We start from the raw sequence: 20,389 nt of genomic DNA, 5'->3' as shown, positions 1-20,389 counted from the left end.
TTATGACGAATGATTTAAAAGAAACCGAGAAAAATATAAGCTTACTCACCGGTAAACTTCAGGCACTTAAGAAAGAAATTAAGAAAGTAATAGTAGGCCAGGATGAAATTATCGATCAGTTGCTCATTACCTTTCTTGCAGGTGGTCATGGTTTGTTAGAAGGTGTGCCAGGTCTGGCCAAGACTTTAATGATTCGTACCTTATCGGAAGCAATAGATCTTCACTTCAGGCGAATACAATTCACGCCTGATTTAATGCCTTCTGATATTATAGGAACAGAAGTATTGGAAGAAGACCACGCCACAGGTAAGCGCTTTTTCAAATTTAACAAAGGTCCCATCTTCGCTAATATTATATTAGCTGATGAAATCAACCGAACATCTCCTAAAACACAGGCTGCTTTACTCGAAGCCATGCAAGAGTTTGAAGTAACCTATGCCGGTGTTACTTATCCGCTGGATAAACCTTTTTTTATCCTGGCTACGCAAAATCCAATTGAACAAGCTGGCACCTTTCCTTTACCCGAAGCACAATTAGATCGTTTCCTGCTCTATATCAAAGTAAGTTACCCGACCTTAGAAGAAGAGCTAAATATTTTATCACAAACAACGGGAAGCAAAAGAGGTGGCGTAGAAAAGGTAATCACGGCACAAGAGATCATCAAGCTCCAACAATTTGTACGTGAGATTCACATCAGTCAGGAATTAATTGAAGCAGTTGGTAAACTTGTACGGGCTACCCGACCAAATGAAACACAAGATGCCTATGTAAAAGAATGGGTACGCTGGGGCGCTGGGCCACGTGCCGGACAGGCGATGATCTTAACTGCCAAAGCACGGGCTATTTTACAAGGTAGATTAGCCGTTAGTCCTCAAGACATCACCCACGTTGCCTATCCTGTTTTACGACACAGAATTTTGATGAATTTTAAAGCAGAGGCTGAAAATGTCAGTTCAGACTCTGTATGTAAACACCTATTACAAAGTAGTCAGATAAAGCTGATCTAAGGTGGACGCGCGCATTAAAGAATTATTAAAACCGGAAATCCTCAATACCGTAAATGGTCTTGAGTTGGTGGCGCGCGTAATTGTAGAAGGTTTTATGAGTGGCAGCAATAAAAGTCAGGCTGTAGGGGCAGGTCAGGAATTTAGTCAGTACAAAAACTATCAGGCGGGTGATGACCTCAGGCAACTGGATTGGAAATCGTTTGCCCGGACAGAAAGATACTACATCAAGCAAGCTGAGATTGAAACCAATATCACGGTTAAGTTTGTAGTCGATGCCAGTCAGTCGATGGCATATACCGAAGATGCTATCAGCAAACTTCAGTATGCCAAAGTGTTAACAGCGGCATTGGCTTACCTGGGCAGAAAGCAAGGCGATTCGATTGGTCTTTCTACTGTTAATGAAAGTCAGATTAAAATATTACAACCACGTTTTGAGCAACAGCAATTTGTACGCTTCTTATACGAGCTCATCAACGTAAAAACTTCAGGCACCTGGAACCATTCAAACCAGCTTGAACAATTGTTCGATCATCATGGCAAAGAATTAATCATTTTTCTTACCGATCTGTATGACGATAAGGGAGATCTGTTAAACTTTATTGCACGACTCAAGACACCCAGAAATGAAGTTATTGTTTTTCATCTGATCGGTAAAAAAGAAAGAGACCTGAGTTATGAAGGTTCATTTACCTTTCAGGATATGGAAACGCAGGTGCGAACCAAAGTAAATACCAACACACAAAAAGAAAACTACATAAAAAGGTTTAATGAATGGTTGGAGCAATCCAGAATCTGGATGCTTGAAAAGCACGTATCCTGTTATCCGGTAAATTTGTTCGAATCGCCTGATACTGTGCTGAGAAATTTCTTAACCACACGCAAAAGATTACAAAGATGATTAGCTTTAGTAATCCCCTCATGCTTTGGTCATTGCTTGGTTTATCCATTCCGCTTGCTATTCATTTATTGAGTAGAAAACAGGGTAAGATAATCATGATGGGTAGTGTGCGACATCTTGAAGAAAGCCCCTCGCAGCAATTTAAGGGTATAAAACTGAATGAATATTGGTTGTTAATTTTACGCGCGCTCTTGGTTATTATACTTTCATTTTTCCTGGCGGGCGCACAGTATATACCTGCGTCTGGTAATACACAGAAGTGGCTTATTGTTGAAAAGGCATTACTTGAAAAGCCCATGGTTCAAAAACTGATCGATAGCTTATCACTTGATGGCTATGAAATCCATCTTCTGGCTCAAGATTTTCCTTTAGCTCAATCAAATGATGACTATATTCCATCAGATTATTATACACTGCTTGAGGAACTTAGTAGTTATAATATTACTAAGGGCATTATAATCAGTAGTAACCATGCTTCATTGTTCACTGGTGATGTTGTGCCTCTACCGAAAAATATTCAATGGTTAAGCATTACTTCCGATCCTGTACAATACTTGTTAAGTAGTCGAAGAATAAACAATGATAGTCTTGCAATCCGCTATGGATACACAGATGCAGACCTCACCTACTTTAGTACTGAGATGATTCATAACAATGAGTACAAGGATAGTGTAGCCATTAGCGATGCAGACACCATTAAAATAAGTATCTATGCAGAAAATAACTTTCAGTATGACAAACAGATAATCGAAGCTGCCCTCTCAGTCATTCAGAAAACATTTAAAACAAACATAATCCTGCAGTACATTACAGACAAGTCGGATCAGATCCGTGCTGATTGGCTTATCTGGCTTTCCAATGAAATAGCACCAACTTGTGATTGCAAAGTCCTATATTTCGAGGATAAGGACTATGACCGACTTGTTAAGAAGATCAGCGCTCAACAATGGACGTTAACGCAAAGATTGAATCAGGAAGTAGCCACACAACAACATCTCACCTTACAATTAACTTCTTTGCTCATCAATACAGAAGCTTTACAAAACAGGGCGCTTGTCTTTGATGCGCGCTCCTTATCCGACTCCTTGGCTTTTGCCTGTCAGGGGAATAAGAAAGTGGCTGCCATTTCTCCAATGGCAAATCAATCTTTGAATAATATTCTCTTCATTCTGTTCTTCAGTTTATTCGTAATTGAAAGATTGCTATCCTATATCCGAAAACAATGACGCTGACAGATATTCGATATTGGATAAACCGACTTAGCGCTAAACAAAAATTAGTGTTGTTGCTTCAAGCTTTACTGAAAGGAATGGGCTTTGGTGTTTTATTTTTTGCCTTAGCGCAAGCATTCAGCATTTCTTTTACCAGCAGCCTTGTTCTATCTATCGTCACAACAATACTATTCATAACTACTTCCCTTTTCTTATCAAAAATTTGGGTGATTAATAACAACTACATTAGTCGTTCCTTAGATCAATTGTATCCCCAATTGCAAAATAGCACAGACTTAATACTCAGCGAAACACAGAATTTGTCAACACTGCAACAGATTCAGCAATTCAAGGTGATTGAACTTATTGCTACGCATAAAGAAACACTTAAGCTTCCGAATGACTTATTGAAATCAGCAGGACTCTTTTTCCTTTGCCTGGTCAGTGCCTTGCTATTAATGTGGAATCAAAACAGTCATGGAAATGATTTTATAACTCGTCTGGAGGAAAATAATGCAGACCAAGTCAATGCTTCCTTTACCACACCAACAATAGAAACGATTAAAATAAATATAACACCACCCGCCTACACGCAAATCAAACCTTACTCCTCTCCCCTGCAAAATATTGTTGTCCCCGAAGGAAGTGTTATTAATTACCAGATTCATTTTAATCAACATGTTCAAGTTGCAAGTATTATTATTTCAGGAAAAGACAGCCTGCAATTTAAATCTCGGGAGAATCAGTTTTTTGAAATCAGTTTCACTATGAAACAGGATGCCTACTTTCAACTCGCCTGGAAAGATAAAAGCTGGCATCAGAGCGATCTCTATGCCATACGCGTAACCAAGGACAACAGTCCAGTGCTAACAATCAATAACCTTCAGCAATTCACAGAACTTACCTGGGAGGATTCGCCACAAGTAATGTTACGCGCGAATCTGCTGGATGATTATAGCATCAGTAAAGCACAGATTATTGCGACAGTAAGTAAAGGCAGTGGTGAGTCCGTGAAATTCCGGGAAGAAAAAATCAATTTTACTTCACCAAGATCCATCCAAGGCAAAAATATAAAGGCAGAAGCACTGCTGAATCTTAAAAAGCTAGGCCTCGAACCAGGAGATGAGCTTTACTTTTATATTGAAGCATTCGATAATAAAACGATTCCTAATCGAAGTCGCACCGATACGTACTTCATTGCTGTACAAGATACCAGCGAAGTCATTACCAGCACTGAGGAAGGACTCGGTGTAGACCTGATGCCGGAGTACTTCAGAAGTCAGCGCCAAATCATCATTGACACCGAAAAACTAATCAGGAATAAAAAGACCTTGTCGCTGGCTGACTTCAAAGCTACCAGCAACGAATTAGGATATGATCAAAAAGTATTGCGTCTGAGATACAGCGAATTTATGGGTGAGGAATTTGTTTCAGGCATCGGTCCACAGGTTGATCAGGAGGACATGGAGGCAACAGAAGAGGAAGATGTAACCAAGGCCTTTGGTCATGTGCATGATAGTGAAAATGAACACAACCTTGTTGAGCATAAACACGAAGAAGAGCATGATCATAAACATGAAGAATCAGCTGACCCTGACAAGAAACTAAGCCCGCTGGAAGAATTTGTTCATGCGCATGATGACGCGGAAGAAGCCACTTTTTATATACAATCTGTAAAAGCCAAGTTGAGGGCAGCACTTACACTCATGTGGGATGCCGAATTGCAACTCAGACTTTTTGAACCTACGAAGTCCTTACCCTACCAATATAAGATTTTGAAATTGTTAAAAGAGATTAGTAACGATTCCAGAATTTATGTTCATCGAACAGGTTTCGATCCACCACCCATCAAAGAAGATAAACGTTATAGCGCTGATCTGAGTGAGGTGACTAATCCGATAAAACAGAGTCAGCTCAGGCAGCAAAATGCTTATGTAGCCATCCAGCGCGCCATTACCCTGCTTCAGGCAAAGAAAAGTGTTACTACTAAAACCTTTACCATAAAAGAAATAGTCGTTTTGCAAGTGGCAGGAAATGAAATGGCTGCCCTTTCCAAAGACAATCCAATACAATACCTGGAAGGTTTACAAGGCTTATCGAAACTAATCAATGGTAACTATGCTAAAGAAGAGCTTCCACAAGTCATGAGCGCAACAGAAAAAGCTTTATGGGAGGCCTTACCAAACAATTTGCAGCAAAGCACACGTAAACAGATCGTACAGCATGCCTTGGATAGTGATTTCATAAAAGCCTTGGAGCAACAGAAAAATGACTAAGGAGTTTTTCATCTTTCATCCAGTATTTAATACCTTTTGGTTATTTTTTATACTATTGTTAGTAACTATATTTTTACTAGTAATAGAATGGCTCAAACCCAGACGCTTCCTTGCATATAGACTGCTCGCGCTTAGTATAGCCATGTTTTCAATTGCCATGCTCTTACTACGACCCTCCTACCTCACAGGAGATAAATCCGATCAGTATCTGATCTTAACCCCCAACTATCAACAGCAGCTTGTTGATAGTGTTCTGCAAGTACATCCGGAATTAAGGGTGCTTAGCTATGGCGATAGCAGTAAGCGACAATCGACTGAAAAAATTGAAACACGGCAGCAACTAAAGAATTTAGATGGCAAAATTGCTTTCATTGCCGGAGAAGGATTAAATAAATCGCATTTTGATCTGCTCCAAGATAAAACGTTTCATTACTTAGTTGGAGAAAAACCAGGTGGAATTATTGAAGTTTCACTTCCTTCTCTTATTTATCCTGGACAATTATCAGTAATCAAAGGAAAACTCAATGCACGGGAATCTACCCAGTTACATCTCATCGACCCCGCTGGAAAAATTGATTCCTTAGCTTTTGATCAGCCTGGCGAGTATGATTTTAGCTTTCAAGTGCTCCCGAAACAAGCGGGTAAGGTATTGTTTACTTTAAAAACAATAACGAGTTCAACCGTAGAAACAGTGAACATTCCCTTAAAAATAAGTGAACCCCAGAAGCTTGAGATATTGATGCTGCAATTGGCACCCTCCTTCGAAATGCGTCAACTTAAAAACTTTCTGACAAGTCAGGGGCACGGTATTCAAGTAAGAAGTCAACTATCGAAAAGTAATTTCAGTTATGAAAAAGTAAATACAGCGCTAAAGCAAATGACCAGTATGAATGATGATGTACTGAAAAATTATGATTTGTTGATTCTTGAAAACTCAACTCTTGAGAAACTTTCGCGTAATGAAACAGAAGCTATTAGTAGGGCTGCAAAGGCAGGCTTGGGTATACTCTTGTTAATGGATCAGTCAGAAAACAAAAACAAGGAGACTAAACGTATTATCGATATGCCTCTAATGAAGGATGATCAGGATACGATTCATCTTTCCTTTTATAGCTCCTCAAAAAAGTATATCCTAAAAAAACAAAGGCTAAGCATTACTCCTGAACAAGACATCATTCCGATATTGGCAAACACAGATAAAGTACTGAGTGCTTATCGTCATCAAGGCTTTGGCAAAGTAGCTATACAATTAGTAAACGAGACTTATCAGCTGCGGCTTTCCGGAGACTCCACAGTCTACGCAGCAATTTGGACAGACCTGATTAGTAAGAGCAGCAGGGCAAAACCAATAAAAACAGAAATTACCATTGCTGATCAATTTCCTTACTATACTGGAGTTCCGTTGACATTCAACATCCTTAGTGCTGAAGAGAAGCCGCTACTTTCCTATGAAAATCAAATTATTCCCATTACAGAAGATCTTTTCATTGACAACCTATGGAGTGTCACACTACGTCCACAAAAAGTCGGATGGAATTCAGTACAACTTAGCGACAGCAGTTTCTATGATTTTTATGTTTCTGTAGAGCACGAATGGTCGACCTTAAGACGTCAACAGCAGATGACTTTACATCAGGCTGAAACAATTAAGCCCAATGATTTAAACGAGGAAAAAGTAAGAAGGTATCAAGATATCCCCGGTTATCTTTTTTATTTTACCTTCTTACTCTCCATTGCTTTTCTATGGCTTGCCCCTAAGCTTTAACGCAATTCAAAGCTGGCTCCGTTTTTGGTGTTGGAATCAGGGCCAACAAATACCCTGAACTCGCCAGGCTCGGCTGCAAATTGTAATTGTTGGTTATAAAAAGACAATTCTTGCTTGCTGATGGTGAAGCTCACTTCTTTCGCCTCCCCTGCCTTTAACGCAATTTTCTCAAAGCCCTTCAACTCACGCACAGGTCTGGTTACACTGCCTACTACATCCTGCACATAGAGTTGCACAATTTCTTCGCCAGCGCGTGCACCTGTGTTGGTGATGGTACACGAAACCTTTATACTGTCTGTTTGGGACATGCTGGTGTTTGACAGCTTAACTTCTCCATAGCTAAAGCTTGTGTAGCTTAAACCGTATCCAAATGCGTATAGGGGCTCGTTGGATACATCCAGGTAGTTCGACTTAAATTTCTCAAACCACTTACCCTCAGGCAAGGGTCTTCCGGTTGTTCTGTGGGCATAGTAAATAGGCACCTGCCCTACATTTTGTGGAAATGTAACCGTAAGCTTACCTGAAGGATTGACATCACCAAAAAGCACATCAGCAATAGCATTGCCTGCTTCTGTACCACCAAACCAAGTGTTTACAATAGCCGGTACGTTGGCATTTTCCCAGGTAATAGATAAGGGTCTGCCATTGAATAACACTAATACAACAGGCTTACCAGTTTTTAGCAAGGCCTTCAACAGTTCTTGTTGTGTGTCGGGTATCTCCAGATTAGTTCTGCTTGACGATTCACCACTCATTTCTGCTGACTCGCCTAAAGCCGCTACAATTACATCGGCTTTCGCAGCCACACGCAAGGCCTCTTGAAGCAATTCCTGCTCTGTTCTGCTATCGCGATGCAATGTTTTTCCAAACATGGTTGCTCTTTGTTCAAAAGCATCATCTTTAGATAAGTTAGAACCTTTTGCATAATGCAAAACAGTTTTTTCACCTAAGGCATTTTGTAAGCCTTCTCGCAATGAAACTGCTTTCATAAAATCAGTGGCTACAGCCCAGGTGCCTACCATGTTTTCTTTCGCATCAGCCAAGGGGCCAATCAGAGCAATCGATTTGCTCTTGCTTAATGGTAAAAGATTTTTGTCGTTCTTCAACAGCACTATACTCTTCGCTGCTACTTCTCTGGCAAACGCTCTGTTCTCTGGTGTAAAAATTTCGTTGGCCCTGCTTTCATCGCAGTATTTATAGGGATCATCAAATAAGCCAAGTTTGAATTTAGCTGTCAGTATTCTTCTGCAGGCTTCATCAATTTGTGCCTGCGTTACTTTTCCTTCTTCCAAAGATTTTTTCAATGTAGTAAGCATGCCTTCACCTACCATGTCCATATCAACTCCGGCATTGAGGGATTGAGCCGTAACCTGTTGTAAATCACCAATACCGTGCGCTACCATTTCGTTAATAGATGTATAGTCGGTAACCACAAAGCCATTAAAGCCCCATTGATTGCGTAGCACATCCGTTGTGAGCCATTTATTGGCTGAGGCTGGTACACCATTAATGTCGTTGAAGGAAGTCATGACACTGCCTGCCCCGGCTTCTACAGCACCTTTATAGGGCAGCATATAATCATTGAACATGCGCATTTCGCTCATGTCTGTTGTATTGTAATCTCTGCCTGCCTCCGCAGCACCATATAAAGCAAAATGCTTCACACAAGCCATAATGGTGTTGTTAACGCTTAAGTCATTGCCCTGATAACCACGCACCATGGCTTTAGCAATATGATAGCCCAAAAAAGGATCCTCACCATTACCCTCAGCTACACGTCCCCAACGAGGATCTCTGGAGATGTCCACCATCGGTGAGAAAGTCCAGTTAATACCATCCGCACTTGCTTCTACGGCAGCAATGCGTGCTGTACGTTCAATCAATTTCATATCCCAGGTGCTGCTGAGCGCCAGTGGTATTGGAAACTCTGTTTGATAACCATGAATTACATCCATACCAAAAATCAATGGAATCTTCAGTCTGCTCTGCTCTACCGCTATTTTTTGTATTTCTTTAATGCGTGATGCTGACTTGATATTGAAAAGTCCGCCCACCATGCCTTGTTCAATTTTCTTGGCAATGTCGGAGTTACTCGCCTGACCTGTTACAAAATCGCCTGCTGACGGTAAATTCAACTGGCCGATTTTTTCTTCCAGTGTCATGAGTGCCATCACTGAATCAACTTTGGCATCAATACCTGAGCTGGGTTTATTCGATTTTGTGCAGGAAGTTATAAAGGCAACAAAAAGACAAGCTATAACACTTATCCTTACAATTGAACGAAGGGGACTGTGCTTAATCATTGGTTATTATTTAATTGGACGTATCCGTAAATTCAAGTTTAGTAAAGCCTTCCTGTACTTCAGGGGCAGACATAAATAGATCCCACAGTAAACCTGTTCTGTGGTTTTCAATCATAACAATGATTGGTCCCTGGTCTATTGCTAAGTATGAATTAGCAAACCAGGCTTGTGTTAAATTAAATGAATCATAAAATCCATACTCACCCCATGTGCGATCGCCCAGGGTGTAATAGAAAAACTTTAATGCCTTCATAGACTCCGTTGGTGTGTATGGGAATGAAGACAAGGCGGCTGTTGGTGTGATCACACCAAGATCATTGCCAGGTGAATGAGCACTGTAGCCATTCTGGTTGTCGCTGCTGGTTAAACCCCAGCATGCATCGCTGTAGCCCACATAGTTTCTGGGATTCGCTATACAGTGTGCCTGGTTGATTAAAGTAGCATTTACATTTTGCTCCCAATAATTAGCGTAACCATCGGAGAAGTGAGGATCAAGACCGAGGTAAGAATAATGCACCCAAAACAAAGGACCCGGACTTTCTAAGGGGAGTTTTATGTTATAGAAGAGATTGTTTTTAACAATGGCCCCATTTTTACCATAACCATTGGTATAAACACTTTTAGGTATACCATGCGTTGGTGAAGCAGCGGCAAGAAAATAGGTGATCTGTTGTTCGTAATAACCGTACATCGGAAAATTCATGTCCCAATTAAAATTGGGTGACCAATGCCAGTAAAGTACCTCTTGATTGTTTTTGCGATACCAGTCCCACTCCACTTCATAATATAAATCTGTAATGCGATCGATTAAGTCATTCCCCACTGTATCCGTAGGTTCTAAATATTGGCGAAACGTAATGAGACCTTGTATGAGAAAAGAAGTTTCTACTAAATCACCCCCATTGTCTTTTGCACTGAAGGGTACTACATTGCCGGTGTTGCCATTGATCCAATGCGACCAGGCGCCATGAAAGCGATCGGCTTCTTCCAGAAAAGAAACAATCTTGTCCATGCGTTCAATGGCCTGTTGTTTACTGATAAAATTTCTTTCTGCACCAACAATCAAGGCCATAATGCCAAAGCCGGAGCCACCACTGGTAACGATATCACCAGACGTGTTCCGTTCGCGTGCCATACCACTGGTAGGATGTGCAAAATCGTAGAAGTATTTGAAAGTTTGTTGTTGGACGAGTGTGAGGAGTTCTTCGTCTGAGACACGTGGAAATTTATCAGTTTCGTCTATCTCAGTTATAAAACTGTATTGTGAGTAAACCGTGTATTCCCTTTTTGATTTTGCTTTAAGGGCAGCATCAATATATAGATCGTGTTTTGATAAAGCTTTTAAATTTGAAATAGGTCTTATTTGTAAAGTGCTATCTCCATTTGTTAATGAGAATTCGCATAATATCGTAGTGGACTTTTCTTTAAGCACAATTGTGTTTTGGGCAGAGGCCAAATCCACTGGTTCGGAAAAGCTTAGCACAATGAGCGGTGTTCTGGAAACAGCCGTAAGGCTTGCGCCTCCTTGATTGTTGTCTATTGTTAAATTGATAAGAGTGAAGTTTTTTGCACCCTGTATGTTGTCTTCCTTTTCATCGCATGAAAAAGAGAGCAATAAAATAACTGCAATAAAAAGTTTATTTTTTAACATTCGATAAAAATAAAAAGAGCAGAGGCCTTACCTCTGCTCTTTATTAAAAACAAAATTATCTACCCGCTGTACCTAGGTTAAATAAAGCAGTGATCTCTGCATCAGACAAAGCAGTGTTATACACACGCACATCATCAATTAATGCATTCGCCAATACGTTAAAGCTTCTGTCAGGTGCGCTGGCAAAGCCTACATCGTTATGTGTTAAGCTACCAAAGATAGCTCTGGCCGGTGTTCTCATTACCAATGGAGGTGTTGTTCCACGATCGCTGTAAGCACCAACATTCACACCGTCACCAAAAATTTCGAACTTATGTGTAGTCCCATTCCAGCGAGCAACATAATGTGCCCATCTTTTAGCACCAAGAAAATGCTTACCCACATCACCATTAATTGTACTAATGTTATCCTGTAAGCTGGTACCTCCACCATTTAAAAGCGTTTTCAATAAAGGCTTAAGCATGAGTGTATCAGAAGTTGGTAAATAATTACCTGTTTCAGCAGCCATTGTGATATTACCCCAAATGTCGGTATCATCTTGATAATTAATAGCAAAGAAAGACGTAAACCCTTGCTTAGCAGTGCGCTTGTTACCTTGTACATTCACCCACATACTAACAGTGAAGTTACTTAGTGAATTAGCACCTCCTATATCAGCAATGCTTGGATACAATACAGCACCGCTTGTTAGTTTAAGCGCTTTGCCTACCTGACCATCTGCAAAGCTAACAGCTCCTGCTCCACCATATTCATTAGACGGTGCAGTGTTAGACAAGCGTTCATTCTTTGTATCATCGAATGTCCAGTGTGCCTTTAAATTATCCGATGCAACTTCATTTGAATTGTTGTAGCCATCAATTGGCGGAAGTGCTTCCTCATCATCGCAAGAAAACACTACAGCACTTCCCAGTGCAAGTGCTGAAAGTAAAAAATAATTAATCTTCTTCATTTTTAGTTTGTTTAAATTTAATTGTTCTCGTTTAGTTTAATTGAAAAAAATCTTCTTCTTAAAGTCGATACCCTGTTTGTTGTGTTCAACATTGCTTAGTAATTATTTTGAGTCAACTTATTTCCGCTTAATACAATCTGAGAGTTAGGAATTGGCAACAATTCATGCTTACCTGCTACAAAATTTGTTTTACCTGCGGCCAACATTACCTGCGCTGCCCTGCCCTGCCTAACAATATCCCAAAAACGATCGTGCTCCATGGCAAACTCAACATGTCTTTCTTGCCAGATGTCATCTACAGTAACTCCGCTCTTCGGGAGTAAACCTGCCCTGTCGCGAATCTCATTTACGAGTGCATCAGCATCACCGGAGCCACCACCTCTCACAATAGCTTCCGCATGCATAAGCAGCACATCTGCATACCTTAAAATTCTGATGTTCTTGGGTCTGTTTTTTGATTCAGGACGCGCGAACGACTCCATCGTTCTACTTGTGTAGGCTTTATAATTGTAGAATAGATTCTGTACCGAATCTGAACTCGGTATTCTAAAGCCATCCCACAACCTGGTACCTACATGCGTACCTGAGTTATCAATGGCTATAATTGTCGCATCCTTGCGGAGATCACCTGGCTCATAAGCGTTTAATAAACTTGCTGATGGATTATTAAAACCAAAACCCAGATCATCCCAGCCACCAGCACCACCAACGCGGGGTCCCTGACTGACAATGTAATTATCTATTGCAAGGTTTTCATTATTGAATTCACCTGTTTGTATTTCAAAAATTGACTCGCTGTTATTATCACCTGCCTGTCTCCAAATGGTGGCATAATCATTCACTAAACTATATTGACCAGATTGAATAACTGCGTTCGTCAAGGCATATACTTGCGGCCACTCTCCTCTGTACATATGTACTTTGGCCAACATCGCCTGCGCAGTTCCTTTATTGATGTGCCCAACTTCACTTTGGCTTTTTATTTGCAAATTATCAACAGCATATTGTAAGTCACGTTTTATGCTATCGTAGACAATACCAAGTTCAGCCCTTGTCTGAAATGAGGGGTCACTATTTGCATCATCTGCATCCACCGGTACTCTTAACACCAAGGGTACTTCGCCAAACATTCTTACTAAATTGAAATAGATATAGCCTCTAATGAAGCGAACTTCTCCCAAAAGCTTTCTCTTCTCTGTTTCATCGAGAGAAGCAGTTTTTAGTGCCTGAATAGCCTGGTTAGCCGCTCCAATACTGTTGTAATGTCCGCTCCAAAGTGTTTCTACAAATCTGTTGGTGGGTGTCAATGTGAAATTATCGATGTCACCGATTGGCACTGCCTGATCACCAGCTGTACTTCCTTTATCAGCATCATCTGAAATGATGCTGGTGACAGAAATAAAGCCCCAGCCGTGTACATCACCATTTCCAAAGGCATCTCCTTGTAATAAACTATTATAAACACCCGTTACCAACTTCTTAGCAAGGTTAGGATCTGTTTTGGTAGTAACACCACCCTGAACTTTTATATCCAGAAAATTTTCACTGCACCCGACTACTATTAATCCAATAATAACTACTGCTACTATTTTCGTTCTATGTATATATTGATTAGTCACTTTCTTCATATGCTTAATCATTAAAAACCAACATTTAAACCCAAAGCAACTGTACGCGTAGTGGGATAAGCACTTAATTCTATTCCTGAACTGATTGGATCACCTGGTAATTCAGGCGTGAAGCCGCTATACTTTTTAAGTGTGAACAGGTTCTGTGTAGTAACAAAGGCCCTGCAACTGGAGATCCTAACTTTTTCAAGGATTGACTTGGGAATGTTGTATCCAACAGTCAAATTATTAATACGAAGAAATGAACCTGATTCAACAAAATACTTTGATGCTAACTGATTTCCCGTATTAGCGCCAGGCTCCGTCTGAGATCTATTGCCCGAAGTCCATCGATCATACACCACTGATTTCTCTACATTATCACGACCTTCTACCCTGACAGCCTTTTTACCATTATACACTTCGTTGCCCACGTTTCCATATAAGTCAAGACTGAAATCCCAGCTCTTAAAATTAACGGATCCATTTATACCGAAGTAAGCAACCGGTTGATAGGAACCAGCAAAAACACGATCTTCATCATCTATTCTGCCATCGTTGTTTACATCTTCATATTTAAAATCTCCTGCTTTCGCAGTAGGCTGAATGATAGTACCATCACCGTCGGTATAGGCATTTACTTCAGCTGTTGTATTAAATACGCCTATAGGATTTAGAACATAAAAACTACCCACTGGCAAACCCTTGTCGGTTAAAGTGGTAAAACCTTGTGCTGCACCAATGAAACCACCCCGAATAGCACGGCCACCATTCAATGCTACTACCTTATTATCGTTAAAAGTTACATTACCACCAACCGAGTACGATAGGTTATCATTTACCAGTTTTTTCCAATTCAATAATATTTCAACGCCACGATTTTGAATAGTGGCTGCGTTGGTCAAGATAACACCGTCTGCATCGCCTACCGTTCTTGGAATTGGCACATTGATGAGTGCGTTGGCTACTTTTTTATCATAATAGTTTACCTCGCCAGTCAACTTCGATTGGAACAAACCAAATTCTATAGCAAGATCATATTCTTCTGTGATCTCCCAAGTGATGTTCGGATCGATGATTTGATCAATTTGCGCACCATTGGTTGCTGGTTGTGCACTACCATTAAATGGATAGGGTTTATTTAAAGTAACTGTCTGCGAAAATGCATTGGTAGGAATTTGATCGTTACCAACCTTTCCATAGGAACCTCTCAGTTTCAACATATCGAAAGTATTCTGGCTTTGCATGAAACCTTCTCTGTTTATTAACCAACCCAGACCAAAAGACGGGAAGGTTTGCCAACGATTTACTTTTGGCAATCGTGAACTACCATCTAGTCTAACAGTAGCAGTAAACAGATACTTTTCATTATAGGAATAATTGACTCTAGATAAATATGAATTGCGTGCCCATGCATCACCACGTCCGTTGTTCTGCGAGCTGTTGGCATCACCTACACCGATGTACCAAAGATCCGGATCTGCCGGAACATCATTGCGATTAGCGGAGAAGAGCGTGAAATTTGATTTCTCAGCAGTGATACCTGCTAACACCGTAACATCGTGTTTACCTATTTGCTTTATAAAGGTTGCAGTGTTGTCCCACACCCAGCGAAATGCCTGTGAATTTTGAATGTTTAAAGAACTTAATGCACGCAACTGATTACCACCGGCTACTAAGAAAGTAGTCTCGTCTGCATTGAACTGATAATAATAACCTCTGTTAAGTGAATTTTTCCAATCAGCACCTAAGGATGAACGGAGACTCAACCATTCAACAGGTTTATAGGAAAGGAATGTTGATCCTTGTAAACGATTCTCCTTAACCTTAATACTGTTGTTATTAAGATCGAGTAGCGGGTTACCTACATTTTGATATGCTGATGTATTACCATAACGCCCACCTTGAATACTTGTGATGGTAGGTGAAGCGCGATACGCATTGTTATACACCGAGCCAACATTTCCAAAAGCATCAATATCAATATTACCAAAAGCATTTTCGTTAATGCTATTGCCAAATGAAGTCTGAAAACCCAATTGGAGTTTATCGCTTATTTTATAATCGTTATTAAACCTGACGGTAAAGCGCTCAAAGTCGTTGTTCAGAATAATACCCTGGTCCGCTAAATAACCGACATTAAAAAGATAAGTTACTTTATCAGAACCTCCTGAAACTGATATGTTATGATTTTGCTGGAAAGCATTTCTTAAAATGGTTCCATACCAATCTGTATTGTAAGGTGAAGCAGGAGCAGGATTACCTGTTGCAGCCTGTATGTAATTGCTGTACTCTGCTGCATTGGCCATTTCAACCAGGTTTGAAGCCTGTCTGAAACCAAGGTTATTATTATAATTAATTTTTAAATCACCTGCAGCGCCTTTCTTGGTCGTAATGATTATTACGCCATTAGCACCTCTAGATCCATAAATCGCTGCTGAAGAGGCGTCCTTCAGAATATTCATGTCAATGATGTCGGCCGTGTTGATATTAGAAATATCATCAGTCAATACGCCATCCACCACATAGAGTGATGTGGTGCCACCCAAGGCTGTACCCACACCTCTAACTCGTATCTGAGGAGAGGTGCCCGGCTGACCGCTGCTTATGATTTGGACCCCTGCAACTTTACCCTGCATGGCTTGCGTTGCAGTCAGAACAGGTTGTTTTAAAAGTTCATCTCCCTTCACACTGGCTGTAGAACCTGTGATGTCGCTCTTTTTTTGCACGCCATAACCGACCACTACAATTTCGTCTAATGTTTTAGTATCCAACTCAAGTTCTACGTCCACCACGGCACGACCCTGTACTAACACTGTCTTGCTGGTAAAGCCGATAAAAGAGAAAATCAGTGTTTCATCTGTAGTAGCAAGTTCGAGACTGTATTTACCATCCAGGTCCGTAACGGTACCCCTACTGGTACCCTGAACCAGCACGTTCACCCCAGGGACAGGCTGTTTGTCCTCCGCTGAAGTGACTGTTCCGGTAACCTGCCGGTTTTGTGCCAAAGCCGAATTCAGGCTCAAGAGGCAGAAAGCGAAAGAGAATATTCTGTAAAAAGGCTTCATTCGCATTGAGAATAAGGTTTATTGACTTAAAGCGAAATGAAGTTAGGTCAGTGTCAAGCTTTTTTAAACTTTTTTTAGCTCAATTGAAGATTTATGCAATCGAATTCGGTATTTAATCGCTGTAATATTTCCCGCTAAAAAAACATTAAAAAATAGGCCAAATAGGGCAAAATATGGCACAAACGATTGCAATATGTCGCATAAAAAACATAGACAAAAGAATGGTGGAATTCAGGCCAGATTCCTGAGTTTTTCTGATTTTTTGGAACTCTCTGAACTTCGCTTAGGCAGCAAAATAACCTCTTGCCAGCGGTTAGAAGATGGCCTGGCGCCCTTGTTTTCGAGCTCCTGAAGCCTTTCTGCTACCTTGCTTTTGAAGGCCCAAATGGTATTCAGGCGTAAATCTAATACCTGAGAAAGGGTATCGAGGGTTAAATCCTTACGTCCTGAAACAATTAAATAAGCGATGTAAAAGGCCTTCTCTATCGGGAACTTAATGCTATGGAATATGGTATAGGCCGTAATAGACTCATTATAACCACAACGGGTACAGCGTCTGGCAAATTTCTGTGCACCATCAAAATGTTTATCATTGCCACACTTCTTGCAGGCATAACCCCGCTCCCATTTCAGGCTCTCTAAAAAACGGTAGCACGAAAGATCATCTGGATATAAAGTCTTGAATTGATCATAATCCATGGTTCTTTCCATAATACGATCATTCAACACTTCTTTAATACTGTTCTTCAATTTCCAGTTGTCAAGATCGAGCATAGAGTTAATCTGGTTGATCTCGGTGGACTGCTTTTCAAGCCTGGTGTTGATTAATTCTAATTCCTGATTCTTGTGGTTTAATTCAGTAGTTCGCTCCTGCACCTTGTGTTCAAGTTCACGATTAACAGTATCTTTTAACTGCATATTAAACTCATGCTGTTGAATGATTCTCCGCAAGGCCCTGTCTCGGTTATCTTTTAAAATACGAATACGGTCGCCCAGGGCAAAAGTCAGAAATAACATCTCCACACCAAATGAAATGTGCAGGCTATAATGCGACAGGATGGTGAATGGCAAAATATTAAAGTGAACTAACGTACGAAGAAAAAAACCCATGAAAAGAATACCGTAGGCAATGACAAAGAAACGGGCTGGTTTATAATTGCCCATCCATACTTTTATACCTGTGTAAAAGATCAGTGACAAGGGGATGATCTCAATATTTCTATAGGTAAGAAATGATGGGAAGAAAAATAATGAAATAAGAAACAGCAAGGTTCTCGCTATCACCATACCTATAATAGCCCTGTCGAGCTCAGGAGCATTGGCGCGCGTGCTTAAAAACTTTCGTGTAAATAGCAGTGCCCAAATGATAAGTGAATACAGGGCAAATCCTGTAGCATAGCTATTCAATTGTGGCAGGTCTGGCCATAAAAACTGAAAGCCGGTACCATCAAGACTTGCGGCATACAAGGCCACACTTAATATGTAAAATATGTAGTATATGTTTTTGATTTCACGGATGGCCAGGTATACCAGAAAATTATACAAGCTGATGATCAGGATCATGCCATAGAACATGCCATAAAGCAAATACTCATTCAGGGCGTAGTAAACGAAGCGGTTTACTGAGCGAAAGGCAATGCGAATATCGGCAAATTCATGTGAGGTGACTTTGAAGTAGCAAACCACGGTCTCATCCGAAAACATGTCAACCGTAGCTTCAAAATTTTTGTGTAGCAGCATGCGTTCAGCAAAAAGATGTTGATCGCCCGTGTATATACTGGCATAAGTACCATTTTTAGTTGGTACATGTATTTCTAAATAGTCAATGGTCTGATCATAAAATTCAAGTAACCATTTCTTTTTGCTCTCTGAATTTAACTTAACAGGAAATTTTACCCAGTAGGCTGTATTTACATTGAAATCTGTATTCTGATAATCGCTGTGTCTTTTAAACCTGGATTGAAAATCAGCTTTACTTACATCCGCTAATGTTAGCATATTGGTTGAATCGATGTAGTACTCCAGGTCGTTGAGTGTGTAGATTTTTTCATCTACTTCATCAGATACCTGCACGACTGATTGCGCACACAGGTTTCCAGCCAGGCTAAGCGAGCAAATCAATAAGAAAATCCTTCCCCTCATAGCCCTAATCTACAAAATTATTGGATTGTCACGCAGTCATTTGTGTGTCAACACTAGGGCTTATCTAACCATCCGCCTGCAAAGCCTGCCTTTTTCAAACCCTTAACAATGTATGGGTTCTTCTTCATCAGATTCCAGACAAACTCACTTCTGTAGTTCTCTGTCTGAATTAAAATCGGTCCCTGATCTATGCCCAGGTGATCTTTGTCTACCCAGCCTGTGGTTCCATCCTTATTCTCAATAGATAAATTGAAAGCATCTACAAAGCCGTATTGTGTATAAATCTTATCGCCATATTGCTCGTACATCGTTTGTAATGCAGGTATGCAAATTTCCGGTGCAAAAGCAATTGATCCACCTGCTGCCGTTGGCGTAATGGTTCCGTCATCGTCATTGTAATATTGCGCAGCTCCTCTTGCATGATAACCCATAAAGGATACGTTTGGATTTGCTTTAGTCGAATTGCCAGGTCCATCGCAGGCAGTCAATCCCCAAATGTTAGCCGAGTATCCTGTATAATGCCCGGGGTTTGCCATGCAATAAGCACGGTTTGCATACGTAGCGCGTTTGCTGTTTTCAAAATAGTCTATCCCCTTATCTTTCATATAGGGATCATAAATACCTCTGAAGTCGATATACATCTGTGAATACTGATGCCCGAATAGTGGACCAAAGTTGACGTGCTCCTGCCCATAATAATTCGCCCATTGATAAGTACTTGTCCAGGCTGTCCAGCTTTCTGCAGGGATGCTGTGTGTTGGCGACCCCAGTGCTAATACATACAAGATCATGGCTTCGTTATAACCTCTCCATCTGCTTTCGATAAAACCTTTTTCAGGGTGCCAACCCATCGTCATGGTTTCCTCATTGTTCATCGCCCAGTCCCACTCAATAGCAAGATAAAGTGAATCTGCTATTGCCCTGATTTGTTTTTCATTATCGCCTTCGCCATCAAAATAACTTTGTGCAGATAAAATACCCGCCATCAGCAAACCTGTATCAATGGTTGACAATTCAACATTGCGATAACGGTGTCCGGTTTTCATATCGATGAAATGATAGAAGAAACCTTTATATCCTGCTACACCGCTTACAGAATCACCTTTGGGCAAGTGATGTAAGAATGCAATCGTTTTCAATACCCTTTCTGCAGCTTGTTCTCTGGTAATGTAACCTCTTTCTACACCAATTAAATAGCTTGTAATGCCGAAACCTGTTGCTGCAATACTCGAAAAACTTGGCGTTGGCCAACGATCTGGCACTTGCGCTGTGTTGCTGTCTGCGGTTTCCCAAAAGAAATTAAAAGTGTGTTTAGATAATGAATCTAAAAAGACAGTTGAATCACCATTAACAACTTGCTGTTTTGGCTGGCAGCCTACAACAAGGAGAACAAAAATGGTGACAACTGAGTAAACAAGTAAACGCATAGAGAAAAATTTTAACGCAACAATATCGTTACATTTTTAATTATGTGAGGGTAATTTTTTTTTCAACGGTGTAAGCAGCGTGGTT

12 protein-coding genes are annotated in these 20,389 nt (G+C 40.6%); 5 read left to right on the top strand and 7 right to left on the bottom strand.

Annotated elements, in window-relative coordinates; genetic code table 11:
* Positions 1-2 precede the first annotated feature (2 nt).
* The 5 genes from ACO1XM_RS03430 (at position 3) to ACO1XM_RS03410 (ending at position 7,157) form a co-directional block, all read left to right on the top strand.
* On the top strand, positions 3-1,007 hold the full coding sequence (locus ACO1XM_RS03430; RefSeq protein ID WP_486225836.1) for an AAA family ATPase: 1,005 nt from the start codon (positions 3-5) through the stop codon (positions 1,005-1,007).
* A gap of 1 nt (position 1,008) precedes the next feature.
* Positions 1,009-1,905: a DUF58 domain-containing protein gene (locus ACO1XM_RS03425; RefSeq protein ID WP_486225834.1), complete on the top strand. Its 897-nt coding sequence runs from the start codon at positions 1,009-1,011 to the stop codon at positions 1,903-1,905.
* Positions 1,902-3,131: a BatA domain-containing protein gene (locus ACO1XM_RS03420; protein ID WP_486225832.1), complete on the top strand. Its 1,230-nt coding sequence runs from the start codon at positions 1,902-1,904 to the stop codon at positions 3,129-3,131. The genes ACO1XM_RS03425 and ACO1XM_RS03420 overlap by 4 nt, the downstream gene beginning before the upstream one ends.
* Positions 3,128-5,392, top strand: a complete 2,265-nt coding sequence (locus tag ACO1XM_RS03415; RefSeq protein WP_486225830.1) for a hypothetical protein — start codon at positions 3,128-3,130, stop codon at positions 5,390-5,392. The genes ACO1XM_RS03420 and ACO1XM_RS03415 overlap by 4 nt, the downstream gene beginning before the upstream one ends.
* A gap of 157 nt (positions 5,393-5,549) precedes the next feature.
* Positions 5,550-7,157 (top strand): hypothetical protein, encoded by a 1,608-nt coding sequence (locus ACO1XM_RS03410; RefSeq protein ID WP_486225828.1) that lies wholly within the window; start codon positions 5,550-5,552, stop codon positions 7,155-7,157.
* Here the strand turns inward: ACO1XM_RS03410 and bglX are convergent.
* The 7 genes from bglX to ACO1XM_RS03375 form a co-directional block, all read right to left on the bottom strand.
* On the bottom strand, positions 7,154-9,460 hold the full coding sequence (gene bglX / locus ACO1XM_RS03405) for a beta-glucosidase BglX (RefSeq protein WP_486225826.1): 2,307 nt from the start codon (positions 9,458-9,460) through the stop codon (positions 7,154-7,156). The genes ACO1XM_RS03410 and bglX overlap by 4 nt on opposite strands.
* A 10-nt stretch (positions 9,461-9,470) precedes the next feature.
* The gene (locus ACO1XM_RS03400) at positions 9,471-11,111 is read right to left on the bottom strand and encodes a glucoamylase family protein (RefSeq protein WP_486225824.1); all 1,641 of its coding nucleotides are present in this window, start codon (positions 11,109-11,111) and stop codon (positions 9,471-9,473) included.
* 55 nt (positions 11,112-11,166) lie between these two features.
* On the bottom strand, positions 11,167-12,060 hold the full coding sequence (locus ACO1XM_RS03395; protein WP_486225822.1) for a LamG-like jellyroll fold domain-containing protein: 894 nt from the start codon (positions 12,058-12,060) through the stop codon (positions 11,167-11,169).
* A gap of 95 nt (positions 12,061-12,155) precedes the next feature.
* Complete coding sequence (locus tag ACO1XM_RS03390; RefSeq protein ID WP_486225820.1) at positions 12,156-13,688, bottom strand: RagB/SusD family nutrient uptake outer membrane protein; 1,533 nt, start codon at positions 13,686-13,688, stop codon at positions 12,156-12,158.
* An 11-nt stretch (positions 13,689-13,699) separates the two neighbouring features.
* Complete coding sequence (locus ACO1XM_RS03385) at positions 13,700-16,735, bottom strand: SusC/RagA family TonB-linked outer membrane protein (RefSeq protein ID WP_486225819.1); 3,036 nt, start codon at positions 16,733-16,735, stop codon at positions 13,700-13,702.
* A gap of 231 nt (positions 16,736-16,966) precedes the next feature.
* On the bottom strand, positions 16,967-18,877 hold the full coding sequence (locus tag ACO1XM_RS03380; protein WP_486225817.1) for a 7TM diverse intracellular signaling domain-containing protein: 1,911 nt from the start codon (positions 18,875-18,877) through the stop codon (positions 16,967-16,969).
* Positions 18,878-18,930: 53 nt separating this feature from the next.
* The gene (locus ACO1XM_RS03375; protein WP_486225815.1) at positions 18,931-20,304 is read right to left on the bottom strand and encodes a glucoamylase family protein; all 1,374 of its coding nucleotides are present in this window, start codon (positions 20,302-20,304) and stop codon (positions 18,931-18,933) included.
* Positions 20,305-20,389 lie beyond the last annotated feature (85 nt).

Source organism: Chryseotalea sp. (assembly GCF_057350905.1).
This window is presented reverse-complemented; position numbering and strand designations above follow the sequence as displayed.

Excerpts from the sequence above, each read along its gene's own strand:
- ACO1XM_RS03415 (WP_486225830.1), top strand. The coding sequence starts at position 3,128 with ATGACGCTGACAGATATTCGATATTGGATAAACCGACTTAGCGCTAAA.
- ACO1XM_RS03395 (WP_486225822.1), bottom strand. The coding sequence starts at position 12,060 with ATGAAGAAGATTAATTATTTTTTACTTTCAGCACTTGCACTGGGAAGT.
- ACO1XM_RS03385 (WP_486225819.1), bottom strand. The coding sequence starts at position 16,735 with ATGAAGCCTTTTTACAGAATATTCTCTTTCGCTTTCTGCCTCTTGAGC.
- ACO1XM_RS03410 (WP_486225828.1), top strand. The coding sequence starts at position 5,550 with ATGCTCTTACTACGACCCTCCTACCTCACAGGAGATAAATCCGATCAG.
- bglX (WP_486225826.1), bottom strand. The coding sequence starts at position 9,460 with ATGATTAAGCACAGTCCCCTTCGTTCAATTGTAAGGATAAGTGTTATA.
- ACO1XM_RS03390 (WP_486225820.1), bottom strand. The coding sequence starts at position 13,688 with ATGAAGAAAGTGACTAATCAATATATACATAGAACGAAAATAGTAGCA.
- ACO1XM_RS03375 (WP_486225815.1), bottom strand. The coding sequence starts at position 20,304 with ATGCGTTTACTTGTTTACTCAGTTGTCACCATTTTTGTTCTCCTTGTT.
- ACO1XM_RS03420 (WP_486225832.1), top strand. The coding sequence starts at position 1,902 with ATGATTAGCTTTAGTAATCCCCTCATGCTTTGGTCATTGCTTGGTTTA.
- ACO1XM_RS03380 (WP_486225817.1), bottom strand. The coding sequence starts at position 18,877 with ATGAGGGGAAGGATTTTCTTATTGATTTGCTCGCTTAGCCTGGCTGGA.
- ACO1XM_RS03400 (WP_486225824.1), bottom strand. The coding sequence starts at position 11,111 with ATGTTAAAAAATAAACTTTTTATTGCAGTTATTTTATTGCTCTCTTTT.
- ACO1XM_RS03430 (WP_486225836.1), top strand. The coding sequence starts at position 3 with ATGACGAATGATTTAAAAGAAACCGAGAAAAATATAAGCTTACTCACC.